Genomic DNA, 18863 nt, shown 5'->3' with positions numbered 1-18863 from the left:
TCACTTGAAGCGATAGGTGATACGACCTTTGGTCAGGTCATAAGGGGTGAGCTCGACGAGCACTTCGTCACCGACCAGAACGCGAATACGATTCTTGCGCATCTTGCCAGCGGTATGTCCCAGAATCTCGTGGCCGTTTTCCAGCTCGACCCGGAACATGGCGTTGGGGAGCAGTTCGCGAACCAGTCCCTTCATTTCCAACAGTTCTTCTTTTGCCATATTGCGGTACATTTTCCCTAATATCGCGGCAATCCCGCGTGTTGCAGTGCGCCATAACGGCAAATGGACAAAAAGGGAAGGATTAGCTGCATCCGGAAAAGACACGTCATGTCACCACGTCCAGGCCTTGCGCCTGCGACAATTTAATACAAAGATAATATACCATTAGCCCGCGTTACATGGCACTTCGGACATCTTCTATCCCCCCTCACCAGAGCTAATGAACAAAATCATGATATCTTCCCCCCGATCTCTTCTCGCCTCCTCTCCCGTCATTCTCGCAAGCATGTTGCTTGCGACTCCTGCTGCGGCCCAAATCTCCGACACCGAGTCCGAATATGCCGACGAAGAAATCGTCGTCACAGCGGAATTTACGCGCGGTGCCGTCGTCACCGAAATAGCGCCCGTGGTCGAATTGAGCGAGGAGGATATCGCCAGCTTCGGTGCTTCATCGGTCCAGGACCTGCTCGAGGCCATCTCGTCCCAGACCACGTCCAGCCGGGGTCGTGGCAGCGGGCGACCGATTGTCCTGATCAATGGCCAGCGCACATCGGGCTTTCGCGAAATCCGCGATCTGCCGCCTGAAGCCATTCGCACGGTGCAGGTCTTTCCCGAGGAACTGGCGCTGCAATATGGCTATCGTCCCGATCAACGGGTGATCAATTTCGTGCTCAAGGACAATTATACCGGCGTCAGCGCGTCTGCCGAATATGGCGTGCCGACCCGCGGCGCGCAGGGGCGGTCCGAGCTTGAAACCACCATCACCCGCATCGGCAAGAACAGCCGGGTCAATATCAATCTGGAGTGGCAGAACAACACCGCCATTACCGAAAGCGAGCGGAACATCATCCAGGACGCGGCGGGCGAGCTCGTCGATCTCGGTAATTTTCGCACCCTCGTTGCTCCGTCGGACAATGTCGAACTCAATGCCAATTACAGCCGCGCTTTCGACAATGGCATGTCGCTCTCGCTCAACGGCGGCTACGTCTATGACAAGTCCCGCGGGCTCCAGGGTCTGCCCAGTGGCACGCTTACCGTCGCGGGCGATCCGCTGTTCCGCTATTTCACCGAATATGGCCCGCTGACCCGGGTACAGGAAACCAACACCGCGCAGGCGGGCCTGACGCTGAACGGTACGCTCAGCGACTGGCGCTGGTCGCTGACCAGCGACTACACCCGCACCCAGGTCAATACCGACACAGACCGGTCCGGCGATGTCGGCTTGCTGCAGGCGGCGATCGACGCCGGCTCGGTCGATCCGCTCGCCACCAGCTTCGGCCCGTTGCTCGGCGCTCCCGTGACCGACACAGCCAGGGTCGTCGACCAGACGATCAACAATCTCGCCACCCTGTCCGGCACATTGCTCGTCCTGCCGTCCGGCGCCGTCACCACCACCGTCCGCGCCGGCTATAACCGCGAGGATCTGGATAGCCGGGAAACCCGCGGCGCGATTGTGACCACCACCGGTCTCAGCCGCGATGAACTCAGCACCGGGATCAACATCGACATCCCGCTGGCCGACGAAAACATCGATGTCGTCGAAGCGATTGGCAAATTGTCGGTCAACGGCAATCTCGGCTATTCCGATCTGTCTGACTTCGGCGGTCTGGTCGAATTCGGCTTTGGCCTGAACTGGGAACCGGTTGACGGTCTGGTGTTCTCCGCTTCCGCCATCGGCGAAGACGCAGCGCCGAGCATCGCCCAGCTTGGAAATCCGGTCATCATCACCCCCGATGTCACGGTCTTCGATTTTACCAACGGCGAATCCGTGCTTGCCGCGATAACCACAGGCGGCAATTTTTCGCTGCCGGCGGAAAAGCAACGGGATATCAAGCTCGCGGTCAACTATCGCCCCGAGTGGCTCGACGGCTTTACCTTCCTCGGCGAATATTTCCGCAACAACAGCGACAATGTGGCATCCAGCTTCCCGCTGCTGACACCCGAGATCGAGGCTGCCTTCCCCGACCGCGTCACCCGCGACGCCAGCGGACGACTGGTGGCAATCGACCGGCGACCGGTCAACTATGCCAATGTCAGCAGCGAACGTATCCGTTACGGCATCGACTTTTCAAAACGCTTTGGTCAGGAGCGCGGCGGCGGACGCGGAGGAGCGGACGGAGCATCGAGACGCCCCGCCGCAGAAGCGCCCAAGCGTGAACCGCAGGGCGACAAGCCGGCTGACGGCGCCGCTCCCGAAGGCAGCGCGGAAGCGCGGCCAGCAGCACCTCGCGGCGGCCGCGGCGCAGGCGGACGTCCGAGCGGCGGTCGCTGGCAATTGTCGGCCTATCACACCATTCGTCTCGAGGATCGTATCAAGATCCGGGACGGGCTCGATGAACTGGACCTGCTCGACGGTTCGGCGGTCGGTTCAACCGGCGGCAGCCCGCGGCACGAGTTCGAGATCAACGGCGGCTGGTTCAACAACGGCATCGGCTTCCGGCTCGACGGCAAGCATCAGACCGCGACCCGCGTCAACGGCGGGCTGACCGGCTCCGACCTGCGCTTTTCCGACCTCACCACCTTCAATCTCCGCATGTTCATAAACCTGGATGATCGCGGCAACCTGACCGAGAATATCCCGTTCCTGAAAGGCAGCCGGATCGCCTTCAAGGTCGACAATATCTTCGATGATATCCAGACCATCCGCGACGGCAATGGCCTGATCCCGCTGAGCTATCAGCCCGGCTTTGTCGATCCGGTCGGGCGATATGTCGAGATTGATTTCCGCAAACGGTTCTGACGCAGTCATCCCGGCGCGGGCTTGGCCCTGGCCTGCGCCGGGGCGACAAACTGGAAATTACGCCAGATCACCCATTGCTACCGCTTCCGCCCGGTACATGCTGATCTCCGGCCGCTCGCCGAGCAACGCGGTCAGCCGCTTCACGAACTCGCCCGATTCCGGAACCGCGAAATGCGCGGCGACGGCGGCTTCGTCCTGCCATTCTTCGTGGAAGAACAGCCGCCCCGGGTCTTCGCAATCGCTATGGATATTGTGCGAGATGCAGCCGGGCTCGGCGCGGGACCGGGCGCTATGCTCGACGCACAGCGCGACAATCTCTTCGGGGCTGGCCGCGAACGCAGTGGAGATGGTGGCGGTGATGATGATCATAATTCCAGCGTCGCCCGCGTGGTGTTTTTAGACATGAAATAGGCGAGAACCGCCGCCACGATCGTGACGATCAGTGTAAACAGCAGCGGAGACATGCGCGTTTCCGGCGCGGCGCCCTGCAGGACCATCCCGATCAGAAAGGCCGGGATCAATGTCATCGCCAGATGCTTCAACGCCAGCACAAAGGGCGCAAATCCCGCGCGGGTGTCAGCGGGCAGCCCCGGGGAGATCTTGCCCGACTTACGCTGCGAGACCGTGATCGCATAGACGATCAGCGTCAGCAAAATGCTCATCAGCACCGCAATCGCAATCAGGGTCCCGCCCAGATTGGGCGCGTCATCTCCCAAAGGCAGAACCGCCGGGACGAAAGCCAGATCACGGGTCAGCCAGTAATTGATCCCGCCCGCCAGCACAATATTCACCACCGCATCTCCCCGCGCCTGTTTCTCGACAAACGCCTCCATGCTAATCGGTCGTGCAGCAGCGCTGGTGGCCATCTTCTCTCTCCCCGTTTTGAGCGCGAGAGTGACGGTGACGGAGCCGGACGTCAAGTGCGGTTGGCCTGGGTGGCACTGTGGCGACGGAAAACCAGCTTATTCGTTGGTCATCCCAACCTTCCGCAATACACGCCAGGCCAGCGACTTGGCCCGATTGCGCGCGGGGAAGCGGGCCGGGGCCCGGGGCTGGATGCCGCGCCTGCGCAGCAAGCCGTTGAACGCCCGCGCGTCCGCTTCTTCGAAGCTCCAGTCGCTGCGCCAGGTAATAGACAGCGAAATGCTCGGTTCCGGCCCGTTCCGGACATGATGCGGCGCCATGACGGGGACGAAAATCGCCTTGCCGGGGGTCAGGTGGTGCCTGGTGCCGTCCGCCTCGAAATCATCCTGCCAGACCAGATTGCGATGCCCGCCGACATGATAGGCTTCGTGGATTTCATCGGCGGCAAAGCGGGCGTCACCGGCGGGAAAAGTGGTCATCCATTTTTCGCCGCGCAGCTGCAGCAGGATATTATGTTCCGGATCAAAGTGATAGGGCGTCACCGCGTCGGGTGAAGAGACGAAGATGAAGCCCTGGGGTTTCAGCATCTTGCCGGTCTTGGCTTCCAGGATCGGCCGGATTTCCGCCAGCAGCGAGAGCAGCAATTTTTCATATTCCGGCATCTGCTCGATATTTTTCAGCACCGCCCAGCTAGCCGACCGGTCGATCATCCGGATCGTGTCGCCGATCGTCATGCCATTGTCCGGCACATCTTCGGGCTTGATGCCGACCGGCAGATCACCGGCATTATATTCGACGCTCTTTTCCGGAAGGGCCGTGCCAAGCTTGGCCAGCGCTTCGAGGGTCAGCAATTCGTGCGACACCATATTATGGTCGAACACGCGCGGCTGTTCGGGGTAGCAGCGATCAAATTGCTGGCGGCTGTCCTCGCCGAACACCTGTTGCGTAAAACTGTTCTGACCGGAAATCTGGTTCATCTCTACACCTCTGTCGGATCAATGATGGCGCGCCCCTTGATCCTGCCCATCAGGTCTTCGCCAAATCGCAGACCGTGAAAGATTGCACGGCGGGACACGCCCTTGAGCTCGATAGAAAAGCGACCGACATGACGACGGCCTGACCACAGACTGTCGATCATCGGATGGTCTTGCGCAGCGCAGCTGTCCATCCAGTCGATCGCCGGGTTATCGAGCAATTTGAGATTTTCCAGCTGCAGCAGCACGCCGGGCGAAAAGCGGGAGAAGGCTTCGTCAAAGGCGGTCTTGAACGAAAAGCTGCCGCGACCGCTGTGGAAATTCACCAGCATCGCCAACGGCGTGCCTTCGAGGCGGATATCATGGCGTTCGAGCTGTCCTGCCCGCGCCGCGCCGAGCAGCGCCTCGCGGAAAAAACCGCGGGTCTGTCCGGATGAATCCAGCGACGATCCGCCATAGCCCTTCCAGCCCTGGCTCTCCAGCTGGAGAAACTCCTCGATCCAGCTCTCGAGATATTTGTCGTCGCTGTGGTGACAGAAAGTCACATCGCCGAGTTCGTCGAGCCGCTTGGCCTGACGCCGCAGTTCCTTGCGCTTCTTGCCGCGAACCGTGGCGTTCAAATAGGCGTCCGGCCCGAGATCACTCTGCAGGAACGCCCGCGCTTCGCACTGGACGAGATCACAGCGGCGCTTCTGTTCGCGGCAATGGTCCCGCAGCGCCTGATCCAGTGGGCCGCCGACGGTCATGCCGTGAATATGGAGAAAGCCCGGCCAGTCGCCGCTGTCGAGCGCGCCGAGCAGATGGTGCCAGAATTCTGGTTCATATCCCTTGCGCACCAGCGGCGTGCCGAGAAAGCAGTTGGGATGGACCCAGTTCTGGATATGCGGCACCGGCCAGCGCCCGAACCGGCTTTCGGGACCGATTGGCAGCAGACCAAGCAATTGCGAACGACCCGCTTCGCCAGCCCAGAGCAGGAACAGTTGCAGATTCGGATGATGGTCGAATGCGCTAATGCCGGGCTGCAGAAACCAGTGCTCGTAGAAAATATTGGGCTCGCTCGCCTGCCCGGCCAGTTGCTTCCAGGCCTCGACGAGATCGGAATCGATCCCGGATGCAGGGTGAAATACCGCCGTTCGTTCGGATGGAGACACGCGGTCGCGGAACCGGCTGGCGCGGATATCCGTACCCTCCACCTTCTGTAACCCACTCAAATCCATCGATATCTGCCTGTTGCCGCCAATTGATTAACCGAAGCGCAGACTAGCGCGAAATGGGTAATATGTGATTAACGCTGCGCCGACGGCAATCGCGCGGCTTCCGGCCATGAAAAACCCCGCCGAAATCGCTTCCGGCGGGGTCTGTTTTCAAACCAATATCGAGCGGGCTGTTAGTGAATGCCGCCCTGCGCCGCATAGAGCGCTGCGAGCAGCAGCAATGCGACGATATTGGTGATCTTGATCATCGGGTTGACGGCCGGACCCGCGGTATCCTTGTAAGGATCGCCCACGGTATCGCCGGTCACCGCGGCATGGTGGGCATCAGAGCCCTTGCCGCCGTGATTGCCGTCCTCGATATATTTCTTGGCATTGTCCCAGGCACCGCCACCGGCTGTCATCGACAGGGCAACGAACAGGCCGGATACGATCACGCCAAGCAACAAGGCGCCGAGAGCGGCAAAGCCGTTCGCCTGCCCTGCAACCGCGGTGATCACGAAATAGACCACGATCGGTGCCAGAACCGGCAGCAGCGATGGCAGGATCATTTCCTTGATCGCCGCCTTGGTCACCAGATCCACGGTCCGTGCATAATTGGGACGCGAAGTACCCGCCATGATGCCAGGATCGGCAGCAAACTGCTCGCGAACGTCTTTCACAACGTCACCAGCCGCACGGCCAACAGCGGTCATGCCCATCGAACCGAACAGATAGGGCAGCAACGCACCCAGTAAGAGGCCGACGATCACATAGGGATTTTCAAGGCTGAAGCTGACTTCAAGGTTCGGAAAGAACTCCTTGAGGTCGGCTGTGTAGGCCGAGAAAAGCACCAGAGCCGCAAGACCGGCAGAACCAATGGCATAGCCCTTGGTCACGGCCTTGGTGGTGTTACCCACAGCGTCGAGCGCATCGGTCTTGTTGCGGACGCTTTCGTCCAGACCAGCCATTTCGGCGATGCCCCCTGCATTGTCGGTAACCGGACCATAAGCGTCCAGCGCCACCACCATACCGGCAAGCGCCAGCATCGAGGTTGCCGCAAACGCAATACCGATCAGGCCGGCAAGCTGATAAGCGACCACGATGCCGATAACGATGACCAGCGTCGGCAAGGCCGTTGCTTCCATCGAAATCGCCAGTCCCTGGATCACGTTCGTGCCGTGTCCGGTTTCCGACGATTTGGCGATCGACCGCACCGGACGATATTCCGTGCCGGTATAATATTCGGTGATCCAGATGATCAGGCCGGTAACCGCCAGACCAACCATCATCGACCAGAACAGGGCCATGCCGGTGAACCCGCCGCTACCGTCCAGCGCGACACCGATTGGCGTGTCCATGTCACCCAGCGTGCGCATCGTGACATAATAGATCGCCGGGATCGACAGCACCGCGGTGGTGATGAAACCCTTGTAGAGCGCGCCCATGATGTTCGTGCCGCTACCGAGACGGACCATATAGGTACCGATGATCGAGGTCAGGATGCAGACACCGCCGACAATCAGCGGCAGGGACATCAGGTCGTAGAGCATTGCGCTGCCGACAAGATCGCCGAACAACAGCGCCAGCAGCACCATCGTCGCACCAACGGTCACGACATAGGTCTCGAACAGGTCGGCCGCCATGCCGGCGCAATCGCCGACATTGTCGCCGACATTGTCCGCGATGGTCGCAGGATTGCGTGGATCATCCTCGGGGATGCCCGCCTCGACCTTGCCGACCAGATCGGCGCCGACGTCAGCGGCCTTGGTAAAGATACCGCCACCGAGACGCGCGAAGATCGAAATCAGCGAAGCGCCGAAGGCCAGAGCAACCAGGGCGTCAATGACCGTGCGGTCATTGGCGGCCATGCCCATCTGGGTCGTCAGCACGTAGAAGAAGATCGAGATCGCCAGCAATGCGAGACCAGCCACCAGCATGCCCGTCACCGCACCGGCGCGGAACGCGACGGTGAGACCGGTTTGCAGACTTTCGCTGGCACCCTGTGCCGTGCGGACATTGGCGCGAACCGAAATGTTCATGCCGATATAGCCCGCGACGCCCGAAAGAATGGCGCCGAGCAGGAAGCCCACCGTTGAAATTGCGCCGAGGAAGATGAACACCAGAACCGCGACGACGATGCCGACGAGGCCGATTGCGCGATATTGGCGGTTCAGATAGGCTTGTGCGCCTTCCTGAATCGCGCCGGCAATAGATTGCATTTTCTCATTGCCGGCCGGCGCATTGAGCACCTGACGGCTGGTTATAAAGCCATATAATATAGCGACAAAGCCACATAAAATTGAAATGGTGACGACGGTCATTCCCGCATTCTCCCCTGTTTATTATTAAACGCCCCTTATTGGCGGGGCGATGAACAATTTGTATAGTGCGGGAAACGCAAGCCGTGCAAGTCCTGATTTTGACAGGCAAAAACAGGCGCTGAAAGGGCTTTTCAATGGGACCGCGTTCGAGCGGATCAGGCGTGCAGAAATCCCAAATGTTCGGGCAATTCCAGCCCTTCGCCATGGCTGTGCAGCGCCAGACCCGATCCCGGACGGCATGTCCCGACGCAGGTCAGCGGGATAGGCAAGACGGATCCCGGGCTCGCGGTGAGCAGCAGCTGATAGTCGTCTCCACCTGACGCGGCCTTGATCCGGGCTTCCCGGTCATCACCCACCAGAGACTGAAACTGCTTCGATAGCGGAATCTCTGCCAGATCGATCTCGATCTTGACCCCGCTGGCCTCTGCAATGCGCGATGCGTCGATCAGCAATCCGTCCGACACATCCATCATGCTGCTGACCAGATTGGACAATATCCGTCCCTCCTCCAGCCTTGGCATCGGGCGGGTGTGGGCTTTCAACAAGGATGCGGTAACGTCGATATCGGGCGAGCGCAGCAATCCGGATGCGATTTGCAGTCCGGCCCAGGCGTCACCGATATTCCCGGTCACATAGACCGCGTGACCCGGCTTGGCATTGCTGCGCGAAGGAACGATATGGCCTTTCGCTTCACCGATCGCGGTCAGGCCGAAAGTCCGCGGAGCATCTTCCCCCATCGCAACCGTGTCGCCGCCCAGCAGGGGCACGGCAAAGCGGTCTATTGCCTGTTTCAGCCCTTCGACAAATGCGGCGTCCCATTGATCCCCGGAGGTCCGGCCATAGCCGAGCAGGATTCCCAGCGGCTTAGCGCCCTTCGACGCGAGATCGGACAGGTTCACCGCGACAAGCTTCCACGCCACGTCGGCTGGATCGGCGTCGCGAAGGAAATGCACGCCTTCGACCATCATGTCATGGGTCATCACCAGCTTGTGTCGGCCAAACGGCATCATGGCGACATCGTCGACCAGTCCGCGGGCTGCAGGATGGGTGGTGATGGCTTTCAACCGGTCAATAAATGCTAGTTCGCTCAAGACAGGGCGTGCTCCAGTGCCATTCTGATGGAAGCGTTGGCGCGCTTGCTGACCGCGGCTTGCGGGACGAATCCATTAAACCCGTGCGGTGCGCCGGGGTATATAGACAGCTCAACCGGAACGCCGGATGAACGAAGGCGATTTGCGAAGATAATATCTTCGTCGAGAAACAGATCGAGATCGCCGCACATGATATAGGTCGGCGGCAGGCCGGTCAGATCACTCGCCCGCGCCGCCGCCGCATAGGGGCTGGCACCATCTTGCTCGGCATATAGCGACCAGGCGTGCAGCGAGGCTTCGCGCGTCCAGCCGGAGGACGGGATGTCCATATGGCCCGACGGCGTATCGTGACGGTCGTCGATCATCGGATAGATCAGCATCTGATAAGCGATGGCTGGTCCGCCCCGGTCGCGGTTGAGCAGCGCCGCGCTTGCCGCCAGTCCGCCACCAGCGCTCGGTCCGGCAAGGATGATCTTGCGGGGATCGCGGTTTGTCGCGAGCCGCTCGATCACCGCACAAACGTCATGAGCCGCCGCCGGCGAGCGATGCTCGGGCGCCATCCGGTAATCGACCGAGACCACCGGAGCGAGAGCGGAATAACGTTGCGCGGCAAGATCTTCTGCGCTGCCCAGCAAATAGCCGCCGCCGTGCAGCCAGATGATCGCACAATCGGGATAAAGCACATCGCGCCCGCGATATTCGATCACCGATACTTCGGGCTCACCGGGCAGACCCGGCATATGATATGCGTCTTTCTGCCCCTCGAATTCGGGCAGGGCCGCAGCCATCCGGGCAGAACGCTCGGCCGATGCGGCGCGTGCGCCAGCCACATCCGTCCGCAACAATTCGGAAATATGCGGCCCGTCGGCATAGATCATTTCGCGAAAGGCGGGATCGAGCCTGTCTAGAAAGTCGGACAATATTTTCCCCTATGGCAACAGGGGTATTGTTCAGCCCCTGACCTGTTTCGCTATGCTGTCGAGCAGTCCGTTGACGAAACCGGCATCCTTCTTGTTGAAAAAGGCATGCGCCACGTCGAGATATTCGTCAATTACCGTTGCGATCGGTACGTCATCATATGCGACCAATTCAAATGTGCCGCAGCGGAGAATCTGGAGCATCGTCTTGTCGAGCCGTCCCAGGGTCCAGCCCTTGGCCAGTTTCGAATCGACAAGCGCGTCGATTTCCTCGAGCCGGGACGCCACACCGATCACCAGATCGTCGAAAAAATCGCCCTCGGCCGGATGATATTGGTCATCCTCGATTTCCTGACCCAACCGATGATCGTGAAACTCCTTGATCAGTTTCGTCACCGGCGTTTTTTCCATCTGGTGCTGGAACAGGGCCTGGACGGCTGCCAGACGGGCAGCGGAGCGCGATGTGGATTTTGCGGTCATGATTTTTTCATCCGTGGCATTCCGAGGAAATTGCCCTTGCCGATTTGCAGGCCGCGCTCGCGGAGCAAGGCATAGGCCGTCGTGGCGTGGAAATAGAAATTGGGCTGGGCAAAGCTCAGCAGATAATTTTCGCCGGTGAAGGGCATCACCGTATCCTTGAAGCGAAACTCGACGTCCTTTCCGACAAAGCTCTCCATCTCGGCTTCGGTGACCGCTTCCAGACCGGCCTTTGCTTCATCCAGCTTCTCGTACAGGCCGGCCCAGTCACTCGGCGGCGGAGCCAGGCTTGGCGTGGCCACACCTTCTCTCACCGCTTCGATCGCGCCGAGCGAATGCTCGCGGCAGGATTTCACCTGATATGCAAAAGGCAGCATATCCTCGATCAGCCGCGCGCCGATAAGCTCTTCCGCCGCAGTGCCGGTTTCCTCGCAATGGGCTTTTGCCTTGTCGACCAGCTTGCGAACCGCAGCGATGATCTGCAGCTGGGACGGGATGATGGCGTCATATAGTGAAATGGTCATGGACATTTTCTTTCTGTTGATGGTCAGCGCCGGTCGAGCCGTTTTGCAATGCTGGCGGCATGAGCGGGCAAGCCCTCCGATTCTGCCAGCGCAACCGCAGCCGGACCGATATTGGCCAGCGCCTGTTCGTCGCAGTGAATGAAGCTGGTCCGCTTCATGAAATCGGTCACCGACAGGCCGGACGAGAAACGCGCCCGTCTTCCGGTCGGCAATACATGGTTGGGGCCGGCAACATAATCACCGACGGCTTCGGGCGTGTGACGGCCGAGAAACACCGAACCGGCGTGGCGGACTTTCCGGAACATGGCGTCGGGATCGTCGACCGCCAGCTCGAGATGTTCGGCGGCCAGCCGGTCGACCAGAGGGATCGCCTGCTCGAGCCGGTCGACTAGGATGATCGCGCCATTGTCGTTCCAGCTGGTCGTCGCGGTCGCGGATGTTGACAAGACCTGCAGTTGTTCATTAATTTTTGTCGTGACTTGGTCAGCAAACTTAGCATCATCTGTGAACAGTATAGATTGACTGGTTGGATCATGTTCGGCCTGGCTGAGCAGGTCGGCGGCGATCCAGTCGGGATCATTCCTGCCATCGGCAACCACCACGATTTCGGACGGACCAGCGACCATATCAATGCCGACGACGCCGTAAACCTGCCGCTTGGCTTCGGCGACCCAGGCATTGCCGGGACCGGTGATGACATCGACCGGTTTGATTTTTTCCGTACCATAAGCGAGCGCGGCCACCGCTTGCGCGCCGCCAATGCGCCAGATTTCGTCGACTCCGGCCAGTTCCGCCGCGGCCAGCACCAGAGGATTGATATAGCCGCCGGGCGCCGGGGTCACCATGATGATATGCTCGACACCGGCTGCCTTGGCCGGAATGGCGTTCATCAGCACCGAAGACGGATAGGCAGCACGGCCACCGGGAATATAGATGCCCGCCCGCTCCACGGCATTCCATCGCGCGCCAATGCGCACGCCTGCATCATCCATATAGTCCCTGTTATCAGGGACTTGTCCCTCATGATAATCACGAATTCTCAAGGCTGCGAGTTCCAGCGCAACCCGCAAGGATGCTTCCAATCCTTCCAGTGCCGCTGCGGACTCGGCCTTCGACACGCGCCAGCCGGTCTGCTCCAGATCGTGCCCGTCAAACTTGCTGGTCAGCTCCGAGACCGCTTCATCCCCACGATCGCGGACATCGCGGATGATCGCCCGGACATCAGCCGACACATCGTCATCCGCCTCGCGCCGCGCATTGACCAGCGCGTCAAACGACTGGTCGAAGTCAGCATCAGAAATAGAAAGTCGCAGAACCATCTTAGCCCCTCCTTTTCAAAGGAGGGGTTGGGGTGGTTCCGTGCCGCCTGTCGCTGACGCGAGCGATGCCACGGCATCGCCACCACCTCTTGATCCCCTCCTCTGAAGAGGAGGGGTGAGATATGTTAACCATCGGCATCAGACCTGCCCCGCCAGCTCGCGGAACTTCTGCACCAGCGGCGTCAGTTCGGCGCTGCGCATCTTGTAGGCCGCGCGGTTGACCACCAGCCGTCCGGAAATATCCAGTATCCGGTCGGTCTCGACCAGATTGTTCGCTTTCAGCGTGCTGCCCGATTCGACCAGATCGACGATATGCCGCGACAGGCCGAGCGACGGCGCCAGTTCCATCGCGCCGTTCAGCTTCACACATTCTGCCTGAATGCCCTTGCTCTCGAAATAGCGGCTGGTCAGATTGGGGTATTTGGTCGCGACCCGGAGATGCGAGATATTGCCAACCTGCTCCGCGTCATCCTTCGGTTGCGCCAGCGACAGGCGGCAGCGCCCGATCCCGAGGTCGACCGGCGCGTAAAGTTCGCTATAACCGAATTCCTCGATCACGTCGGACCCGACAATCCCGATCTGCGCCGCGCCATGGGCGACAAAGGTCGCCACATCGAACGCCCGGACGCGAATGATCGAGATATGATCCTGATTGGTCGCGAATTGCAGGCTGCGGTTGGACTTGTCAAAAAAGGCGTCTTCTGGCACAATTCCCGCCTGCTCCAGGAGCGGCAAGGCATCGTCGAGAATCCTCCCTTTCGGAATTGCAAAGATTAATGGTTTGGCCATGATGGCCGCGGCTTTACGGCTTCGCAGATGAAAGGGCAACGAGTTATGGATATTTTGGATGTCGAAGATATTGCCGAAGGAATGCGTGGCCAGGCGGAACATTGTCGGCGCAACGACGCTCCGGTCACGGCCTCCATCATCATTGCCCAATTGGCCCTGATCCATGGCCCCACCGCCTGCGGACAAAAAATCGCCCACTGGCCGGGAAAACCGCTGGAAGACGCGATGCCGCTGCGCCTTACCGGCGGCCTGCATCATCTCTATCTCAGCGGCAAGGAACCGCGCCTCGCCGACATATATGAAGGCCGAGTGACGGATCAGGATGCGATTGATCGTCTCGTCGGAGATGTGGTCGCCGACCATGATGCGCAATTGCTGCCATGGTTCGACAGTCCGCCACAAACCAATGAATCCGGACGGTCAGCGAGTTTCATGGCGGGCCTGCTCTGGCTGTCAGAGCGTGTCGGGCCGCGATTCGAACTGCTCGAACTGGGGGCAAGCGCCGGCGTCAACACGATGATGGGCCGCTATCATTATGATCTGAACGGCGCTCAGGCCGGACCGGAGGATTCGCCGATGCGCATCAAACCGGATTGGCGCGGCCCGCCGCCCCCGCAAGCCCCGGTCGAGATTGTCAGCGCCCGCGGTTGTGACCAGAACCCAATCGACCTGACCGATGACAACACCGCCGCGCGGCTCAAGGGCTATATCTGGCCGGAAATGCCCGCCCGCTTCGAGCGCATGGAAGCATCGATCGCGCTGGCCAAGCAGGACCCGCCCGATGTAGCCAAGGCCGATGGCGCCGACTGGGTTGAAGAGCAACTGGTCCTCCCCCAGCAAGACGGCGTGACCCGGGTGCTGATGCATTCGATCGTCTGGCAATATCTGCCGCAGGCAACCAGGGACCGGATCACGACGGCCATGGAAACGGCGGGCAAAGCGGCAACTGCGGACAAGCCGCTCGCCTGGATGTCGCTGGAAACCAACCGCAAGACCTTCAGCCACGAACTGGTCATCCGCTATTGGCCGGGCGGCGAAGAACCAGCCTTGCTGGGCCGCGCCCATGCCCATGGCGCGTGGGTGGAATGGTTTGAGGGTTAACAGGGTGGTATGCGCGGATTGCCCGCTCCCATAGGGAGAGGCAAGTGTAGCTTGTCCGCGTGCGGACTAGCGAAACTCGGTGAGGGGTTCCACCTTATCGGGCGAGCAAAACCCCTCACCGACTGCGCCTAAGGCAATGAATTGCCAAGTCTTGTTGCCTCTCCCTATGGAAGAGAACTCCCTCAGTCCGTAACCGTCTTCGGCTGACCCACCGGCAGCGGAATAAATTCATCCCGATCACCCGGCACCACCGGAAAGCGCCCCTCGAACCAGTCGGCCTTGGCCTGCTCGATCCGCTCCTTGCTCGACGAGACGAAATTCCACCAGACATGCCGTTCACTGGTGAAAGCCTCACCGCCCAGCAGCATCGCCCGCCCGCCCGACAGCGACGAAAGCGAGACTTTTGCGCCCGGCGCGATCACATAGAGCAGATATTTTTCCAGCCGCAGCCCATCCAGCGCAGCCTCGCCGTCGACCAGCATCACCGCCCGCTCGTCGGCCTCGGCGTCGATCGGGATCGCGCCATCGGCGTAGAGCAGGATGTCGGCATATATGGTTTCCGCATGACAGGTGGTCGGCGCCGTCTGCCCCCAGAGGCTGCCCATGATGACCCGCGCCTTGGCGCCACCATCCTCGATCAGCGGCAAATCGTCCTTCGCGACATTCTCGAACGCCGGATCCATCTCTTCCCTGCCATCGGGCAATGCGAGCCAGGTCTGCGTGCCGAACATCGGCTTGGGCTTGTCCCGCATATCCTCGGGCGACCGCTCGGAATGGACGATACCGCTGCCCGCGGTCATCAGGTTGACCGCACCCGGCCGGATCGTCTGATATGTGCCAAGACTGTCGCGATGGTCGATCGCGCCCTCGAACAAATAGGTCACCGTCGCCAGATTGATATGCGGATGCGGGCGGACGCCCATGCCCGGACCTTCCGGCAGCGTCGCTGGGCCAAATTCGTCGACAAAGATAAACGGCCCCACCATCCGCCGATGGCGCGACGGCAGCACCCGACGGACCTCAAACTCGCCGAGATCATGGGTGGTCGGGGTGATGGCTTGCATGATGGTGGTCATAGCTTGTCCAGATCGCTGACGGTTTTTTCTGTTATCACATTACCGGTGTTCAGGATAGATTTCGGTTCCAGCAGCAGCACATGGCATTCGCCACCCAACGCTTCCGGACAATGCTCGACGCCTTTGGGGATGATGATGAGCTCCCCTTCCCTGACATCGATATCGCCGGTCCGAAGCCCCATGCGCATCACGCCCTTGACCACCAGGAACAGCTCGTCTTCCTGTTCGTGATGATGCCAGTCGAACTTGCCTTCAAACTTGACCAGCTTCACCTGCGCGTCGTTGATCTCGCCCGCGACTTTCGGGGACCAGTGGTCGGAGAAACTGGCAAAGGCGTCGGTCAGATTGACTTTGTCGATCATGACGTCCTTCCTCTCGTTGCGTTACCCGTCAAACCTTCTCCCTCGCGGGAGGAGGCTCAATTCACTCCCCTGGTGCCCTCGCCTTGATCACCATCGCGTGGACCTTGTCGCGCATCAGGTCGCCCAGCGCCTTGTTTACCATCCGCTGGCGGTTGAGCCGGGACTGGCCCTCAAACGCAGCGCATATGATATCGACGGAAAAATGCGATTCCCCGCTGCCGTCATCACCGGCATGGCCCTGATGGCTGGCGCTGTCATTGGTCACGACAAGCGATATCGGCGCGAGTTCGGCGGTAAGCCTTTTTTCAATCTCGCTGTGGACTGGACCTTTGGGCATCGAATCTCCATATTGCTTTTTCACAACATATATTAGCCTTTCGTGCTGCGCTTGTCGAAGTGCGATTATGGCCTGCAAACGTCCTCCGACCAGCCGAGGACCAACGGAGCAACATTGACCGTTTCCCCCAAGAGAAAACCCAACCGCTTTCATGGCCGCGTCGAAACCGAGGGCCAGCCATGCACCATCGAGGGTTGTACCGAGGCAGGCGAATTTCGCGCGCCGCCCGTCTATGGATCCAGCCGCAGCCAGGACGGCCCCGGCGAATATCGCTGGCTCTGCCTCGACCATGTCCGCGAATTCAACCAGGGCTATGATTATTTCGCCGGCATGGATGCGGAGGAGATATTCGAGGCACAACATCCGGTGCGCGGATGGGACTCGACTAGGCGAGTCTATGATGCGGGGCCGAGTGTAGCACCGGCATGGGCGAATTTTACCGATCCGCTCGATGCTATCGGCGCACGATTTGCCGCCGGCATCAACCGCCGTCAGGCGTCGGGACCGGGCATCTCGCGCGCCGATCAGAAAGCGCTCAAGACGCTAGGGCTTGGCGACGATGACGGCCAATCCATCGGCCGAAGCGATATCCGCCGCGCCTATTCCGCGCTGGTCCGCAAATATCATCCCGACCGCAACGGCGGCGACCGCAGCCACGAGAAACAGTTGGCAAATGTGATCGAGGCCTATACGCAGCTTAAGGAATCACCGGATTTTAGATAGTGGCCCGCCCCTGAGGCATTCCTTGGGGCGGCAGAGATTTTTCGAAGGACTATGATGACCGAAATACCCGATATCAACCCCGACGCCAGCGACGAAACCATCATGGATGCGCCCGACATAACCGTCGACGCCCGTGAGGTTTTCGGCGTGGATGTGGATATGCAGGTTCCTGCTTTCAGCCTGAAGGACGAACGGGTCCCCGATCTCGATCCCTCCTATGTTTTCGATCCGGAAACCACGATCGCGATCCTCGCCGGCTTCGCGTTCAACCGCCGGGTGATGGTGCAAGGCTATCACGGCACCGGAAAATCGACCCATATCGAGCAGATTGCCGCGCGCCTCAACTGGCCCTGCATCCGGATCAACCTCGACGCGCATATCAGCCGGATCGATCTGGTCGGCCGCGACGCGATTGTCCTCAAAGACGGCCAGCAGGTCACCGAATTCCGCGAAGGCCTTCTACCTTGGGCGTTGCAGACACCAACCGCCCTGGTGTTCGATGAATATGACGCCGGTCGTCCCGACGTGATGTTCGTGATCCAGCGGATCCTGGAAGCCGAGGGCAAGCTGACCCTGCTCGACCAGAACCGGGTGATCCGCCCCAATCCCTATTTCCGCCTGTTTGCCACCGCCAACACGGTCGGTCTCGGCGACACCAGCGGCCTCTATCACGGCACCCAGCAGATCAACCAGGGCCAGATGGATCGCTGGAATATCGTGGTAACACTCAACTATCTGCCGGCCGAGACCGAGTCCAAGGTGATCCTGTCGAAAGTCCCCGACGCGGGCGACAAGACGGTCGAGAATATGATCAAGGTCGCCGATCTGACGCGACAAGGCTTTATCAACGGTGACATTTCCACCGTAATGAGCCCGCGGACCGTGATCAGTTGGGCGCAAAATGCCGCAATCTTCAAGAATATCGGCTTCGCCTTCCGCCTCTCCTTCCTCAACAAGTGCGACGAAGCGGAACGGATGCTGGTGGCGGAATATTATCAGCGGGTATTTGGTGAAGATCTGCCGGAAAGCGTGATGGGCGGCTAGCTCTGCGGTCAGGCATCGGTTTTTGCGTCAAAATTATTTTTATAAAAAGCGAACTGCCCCGATACCGCCAATTCACGTGCGATTGAATGCCGATTGCCTTCATACGGCATTTTCGTTATAACATCCGTATGAACAAGATAACTCCTATCCCCGCTGGCCATGCGCTCAAGCTGGTTAAAATCGGCAACTCCACTGGTGTAATCCTACCCAAGGATTTGCTCGAAAAGCTGCGGGTATCACAGGGTGATACCGTCTATCTGAGTGAATCTCCTGATGGGGTCAGGCTGACCGCAATCGACCCTGATTTCCAGAAAAAAATGGCTGCTGCCGAAGGTGTGATGCGCGAAGATCGTGACATCCTTCGCGTCTTGGCAAAATGACCGACGGCCGTATCGAGCCAATTTGGCTGGATGCCGAAATTGCTCTTGCCATCCACGACCGCCAGCTTGCCGAGCATGGCGGGCCATCCGGTATTCGTGATCACGGCCTACTCGAGTCCGCCCTCGCAAAACCGGTCAACACATGGGGTTATGGCGAGGATGATCTGTGTGCCTTGGCTGCGGCTTACGCTTTTGGTGTTGCCCGCAATCATCCGTTTACCGATGGCAACAAGCGCACTGCCTGGGTACTGGCGCGCGCTTTTCTGGTGCTGAATGACTGCCAGCTGGTTTTTGAAAGGGAAGAGGCAATCGAGACGGTCCAGACCCTCGCAGCGGGCGAACTTGCCGAAGAAGAACTGGCCAAATGGTTTCGTGACCATATCAGGCATGATTGACAGTTATTCCGACAACA

General features: G+C 59.8%; 21 protein-coding genes. 6 read left to right on the top strand and 15 right to left on the bottom strand.

Annotated elements, in window-relative coordinates; all coding sequences use genetic code 11:
• Entirely contained in the window at positions 1 to 219 is a 219-nt protein-coding gene (gene infA, locus HUO14_RS01650) for a translation initiation factor IF-1 (protein ID WP_176278141.1), read from the bottom strand.
• Positions 220 to 451: 232 nt separating this feature from the next.
• Between infA and HUO14_RS01645 the strand changes: the two genes are divergently transcribed.
• Positions 452 to 2959: a TonB-dependent receptor plug domain-containing protein gene (locus HUO14_RS01645; RefSeq protein WP_176278140.1), complete on the top strand. Its 2508-nt coding sequence runs from the start codon at positions 452 to 454 to the stop codon at positions 2957 to 2959.
• A gap of 57 nt (positions 2960 to 3016) precedes the next feature.
• Here the strand turns inward: HUO14_RS01645 and HUO14_RS01640 are convergent, their stop codons facing one another.
• From HUO14_RS01640 to hisG, 11 genes are all read right to left on the bottom strand, one after another.
• Positions 3017 to 3328: a putative quinol monooxygenase gene (locus HUO14_RS01640; protein ID WP_176278139.1), complete on the bottom strand. Its 312-nt coding sequence runs from the start codon at positions 3326 to 3328 to the stop codon at positions 3017 to 3019.
• Complete coding sequence (locus HUO14_RS01635; protein ID WP_176278138.1) at positions 3325 to 3825, bottom strand: hypothetical protein; 501 nt, start codon at positions 3823 to 3825, stop codon at positions 3325 to 3327. The genes HUO14_RS01640 and HUO14_RS01635 overlap by 4 nt, the downstream gene beginning before the upstream one ends.
• Before the next feature lie 96 nt (positions 3826 to 3921).
• Complete coding sequence (locus HUO14_RS01630) at positions 3922 to 4800, bottom strand: cupin domain-containing protein (RefSeq protein ID WP_176278137.1); 879 nt, start codon at positions 4798 to 4800, stop codon at positions 3922 to 3924.
• A 2-nt stretch (positions 4801 to 4802) separates the two neighbouring features.
• On the bottom strand, positions 4803 to 6014 hold the full coding sequence (locus HUO14_RS01625) for a GNAT family N-acetyltransferase (RefSeq protein WP_176278136.1): 1212 nt from the start codon (positions 6012 to 6014) through the stop codon (positions 4803 to 4805).
• A gap of 170 nt (positions 6015 to 6184) precedes the next feature.
• Positions 6185 to 8311, bottom strand: coding sequence for a sodium-translocating pyrophosphatase (locus tag HUO14_RS01620; protein WP_176278135.1), 2127 nt, complete (start codon positions 8309 to 8311; stop codon positions 6185 to 6187).
• 155 nt (positions 8312 to 8466) lie between these two features.
• Positions 8467 to 9402 (bottom strand): thiamine-phosphate kinase, encoded by a 936-nt coding sequence (thiL, locus tag HUO14_RS01615; RefSeq protein WP_176278134.1) that lies wholly within the window; start codon positions 9400 to 9402, stop codon positions 8467 to 8469.
• Complete coding sequence (locus HUO14_RS01610) at positions 9399 to 10322, bottom strand: alpha/beta hydrolase (protein WP_176278133.1); 924 nt, start codon at positions 10320 to 10322, stop codon at positions 9399 to 9401. The genes thiL and HUO14_RS01610 overlap by 4 nt, the downstream gene beginning before the upstream one ends.
• Positions 10323 to 10352: 30 nt before the next feature.
• Positions 10353 to 10799: a transcription antitermination factor NusB gene (gene nusB, locus HUO14_RS01605; protein WP_176278132.1), complete on the bottom strand. Its 447-nt coding sequence runs from the start codon at positions 10797 to 10799 to the stop codon at positions 10353 to 10355.
• Positions 10796 to 11320 (bottom strand): DUF1993 domain-containing protein, encoded by a 525-nt coding sequence (locus HUO14_RS01600; RefSeq protein WP_176278131.1) that lies wholly within the window; start codon positions 11318 to 11320, stop codon positions 10796 to 10798. The genes nusB and HUO14_RS01600 overlap by 4 nt, the downstream gene beginning before the upstream one ends.
• Before the next feature lie 23 nt (positions 11321 to 11343).
• On the bottom strand, positions 11344 to 12639 hold the full coding sequence (hisD, locus tag HUO14_RS01595) for a histidinol dehydrogenase (RefSeq protein ID WP_176278130.1): 1296 nt from the start codon (positions 12637 to 12639) through the stop codon (positions 11344 to 11346).
• A 138-nt stretch (positions 12640 to 12777) separates the two neighbouring features.
• Positions 12778 to 13428 (bottom strand): ATP phosphoribosyltransferase, encoded by a 651-nt coding sequence (hisG, locus tag HUO14_RS01590; protein WP_176278129.1) that lies wholly within the window; start codon positions 13426 to 13428, stop codon positions 12778 to 12780.
• Between the two features lie 45 nt (positions 13429 to 13473).
• On the opposite strand from hisG, the gene HUO14_RS01585 reads away from it, so the two are divergent.
• Entirely contained in the window at positions 13474 to 14529 is a 1056-nt protein-coding gene (locus tag HUO14_RS01585; protein WP_246255142.1) for a DUF2332 domain-containing protein, read from the top strand.
• Between the two features lie 182 nt (positions 14530 to 14711).
• On the opposite strand, the gene HUO14_RS01580 is transcribed toward HUO14_RS01585, so the two are convergent.
• The 3 genes from HUO14_RS01580 to HUO14_RS01570 form a co-directional block, all read right to left on the bottom strand.
• A complete protein-coding gene (locus HUO14_RS01580) occupies positions 14712 to 15605 on the bottom strand; it encodes a pirin family protein (protein ID WP_176278127.1) in 894 nt (297 codons plus the stop codon).
• Positions 15602 to 15967: a cupin domain-containing protein gene (locus tag HUO14_RS01575; RefSeq protein WP_217907881.1), complete on the bottom strand. Its 366-nt coding sequence runs from the start codon at positions 15965 to 15967 to the stop codon at positions 15602 to 15604. The genes HUO14_RS01580 and HUO14_RS01575 overlap by 4 nt, the downstream gene beginning before the upstream one ends.
• A 61-nt stretch (positions 15968 to 16028) precedes the next feature.
• Positions 16029 to 16304, bottom strand: a complete 276-nt coding sequence (locus tag HUO14_RS01570) for a BolA family protein (RefSeq protein ID WP_176278126.1) — start codon at positions 16302 to 16304, stop codon at positions 16029 to 16031.
• Positions 16305 to 16418: 114 nt separating this feature from the next.
• Here HUO14_RS01570 and HUO14_RS01565 point away from each other — a divergent pair, with 114 nt between their 5' ends.
• The 4 genes from HUO14_RS01565 to HUO14_RS01550 all read left to right on the top strand — a co-directional run bounded on the left by HUO14_RS01565 (position 16419) and on the right by HUO14_RS01550 (position 18846).
• Positions 16419 to 17027, top strand: coding sequence for a J domain-containing protein (locus HUO14_RS01565; RefSeq protein ID WP_176278125.1), 609 nt, complete (start codon positions 16419 to 16421; stop codon positions 17025 to 17027).
• A gap of 54 nt (positions 17028 to 17081) precedes the next feature.
• Entirely contained in the window at positions 17082 to 18071 is a 990-nt protein-coding gene (gene cobS, locus HUO14_RS01560; protein WP_176278124.1) for a cobaltochelatase subunit CobS, read from the top strand.
• 128 nt (positions 18072 to 18199) lie between these two features.
• Positions 18200 to 18451 (top strand): AbrB/MazE/SpoVT family DNA-binding domain-containing protein, encoded by a 252-nt coding sequence (locus tag HUO14_RS01555; protein ID WP_176278725.1) that lies wholly within the window; start codon positions 18200 to 18202, stop codon positions 18449 to 18451.
• The gene (locus HUO14_RS01550; protein WP_176278123.1) at positions 18448 to 18846 is read left to right on the top strand and encodes a type II toxin-antitoxin system death-on-curing family toxin; all 399 of its coding nucleotides are present in this window, start codon (positions 18448 to 18450) and stop codon (positions 18844 to 18846) included. Before HUO14_RS01555 ends, HUO14_RS01550 begins: the two co-directional genes overlap by 4 nt.
• The last annotated feature ends 17 nt before the right edge of the window (positions 18847 to 18863 follow it).

This window comes from Parasphingorhabdus flavimaris (assembly GCF_013371215.1).
In the GTDB taxonomy this organism is placed as follows: Bacteria; Pseudomonadota; Alphaproteobacteria; order Sphingomonadales; family Sphingomonadaceae; genus Parasphingorhabdus; species Parasphingorhabdus flavimaris.
The sequence above is the reverse complement of the archived record's forward strand: the minus strand, read 5'-3'. Positions and strand labels throughout refer to the sequence as shown.

Coding starts and splice junctions, on each gene's coding strand:
- infA (WP_176278141.1), bottom strand. CDS start 219: ATGGCAAAAGAAGAACTGTTGGAAATGAAGGGACTGGTTCGCGAACTG.
- HUO14_RS01645 (WP_176278140.1), top strand. CDS start 452: ATGATATCTTCCCCCCGATCTCTTCTCGCCTCCTCTCCCGTCATTCTC.
- HUO14_RS01640 (WP_176278139.1), bottom strand. CDS start 3,328: ATGATCATCATCACCGCCACCATCTCCACTGCGTTCGCGGCCAGCCCC.
- HUO14_RS01635 (WP_176278138.1), bottom strand. CDS start 3,825: ATGGCCACCAGCGCTGCTGCACGACCGATTAGCATGGAGGCGTTTGTC.
- HUO14_RS01630 (WP_176278137.1), bottom strand. CDS start 4,800: ATGAACCAGATTTCCGGTCAGAACAGTTTTACGCAACAGGTGTTCGGC.
- HUO14_RS01625 (WP_176278136.1), bottom strand. CDS start 6,014: ATGGATTTGAGTGGGTTACAGAAGGTGGAGGGTACGGATATCCGCGCC.
- HUO14_RS01620 (WP_176278135.1), bottom strand. CDS start 8,311: ATGACCGTCGTCACCATTTCAATTTTATGTGGCTTTGTCGCTATATTA.
- nusB (WP_176278132.1), bottom strand. CDS start 10,799: ATGACCGCAAAATCCACATCGCGCTCCGCTGCCCGTCTGGCAGCCGTC.
- HUO14_RS01600 (WP_176278131.1), bottom strand. CDS start 11,320: ATGACCATTTCACTATATGACGCCATCATCCCGTCCCAGCTGCAGATC.
- hisD (WP_176278130.1), bottom strand. CDS start 12,639: ATGGTTCTGCGACTTTCTATTTCTGATGCTGACTTCGACCAGTCGTTT.
- hisG (WP_176278129.1), bottom strand. CDS start 13,428: ATGGCCAAACCATTAATCTTTGCAATTCCGAAAGGGAGGATTCTCGAC.
- HUO14_RS01585 (WP_246255142.1), top strand. CDS start 13,474: ATGGATATTTTGGATGTCGAAGATATTGCCGAAGGAATGCGTGGCCAG.
- HUO14_RS01580 (WP_176278127.1), bottom strand. CDS start 15,605: ATGACCACCATCATGCAAGCCATCACCCCGACCACCCATGATCTCGGC.
- HUO14_RS01575 (WP_217907881.1), bottom strand. CDS start 15,967: ATGATCGACAAAGTCAATCTGACCGACGCCTTTGCCAGTTTCTCCGAC.
- HUO14_RS01570 (WP_176278126.1), bottom strand. CDS start 16,304: ATGCCCAAAGGTCCAGTCCACAGCGAGATTGAAAAAAGGCTTACCGCC.
- cobS (WP_176278124.1), top strand. CDS start 17,082: ATGACCGAAATACCCGATATCAACCCCGACGCCAGCGACGAAACCATC.
- HUO14_RS01555 (WP_176278725.1), top strand. CDS start 18,200: ATGAACAAGATAACTCCTATCCCCGCTGGCCATGCGCTCAAGCTGGTT.
- HUO14_RS01550 (WP_176278123.1), top strand. CDS start 18,448: ATGACCGACGGCCGTATCGAGCCAATTTGGCTGGATGCCGAAATTGCT.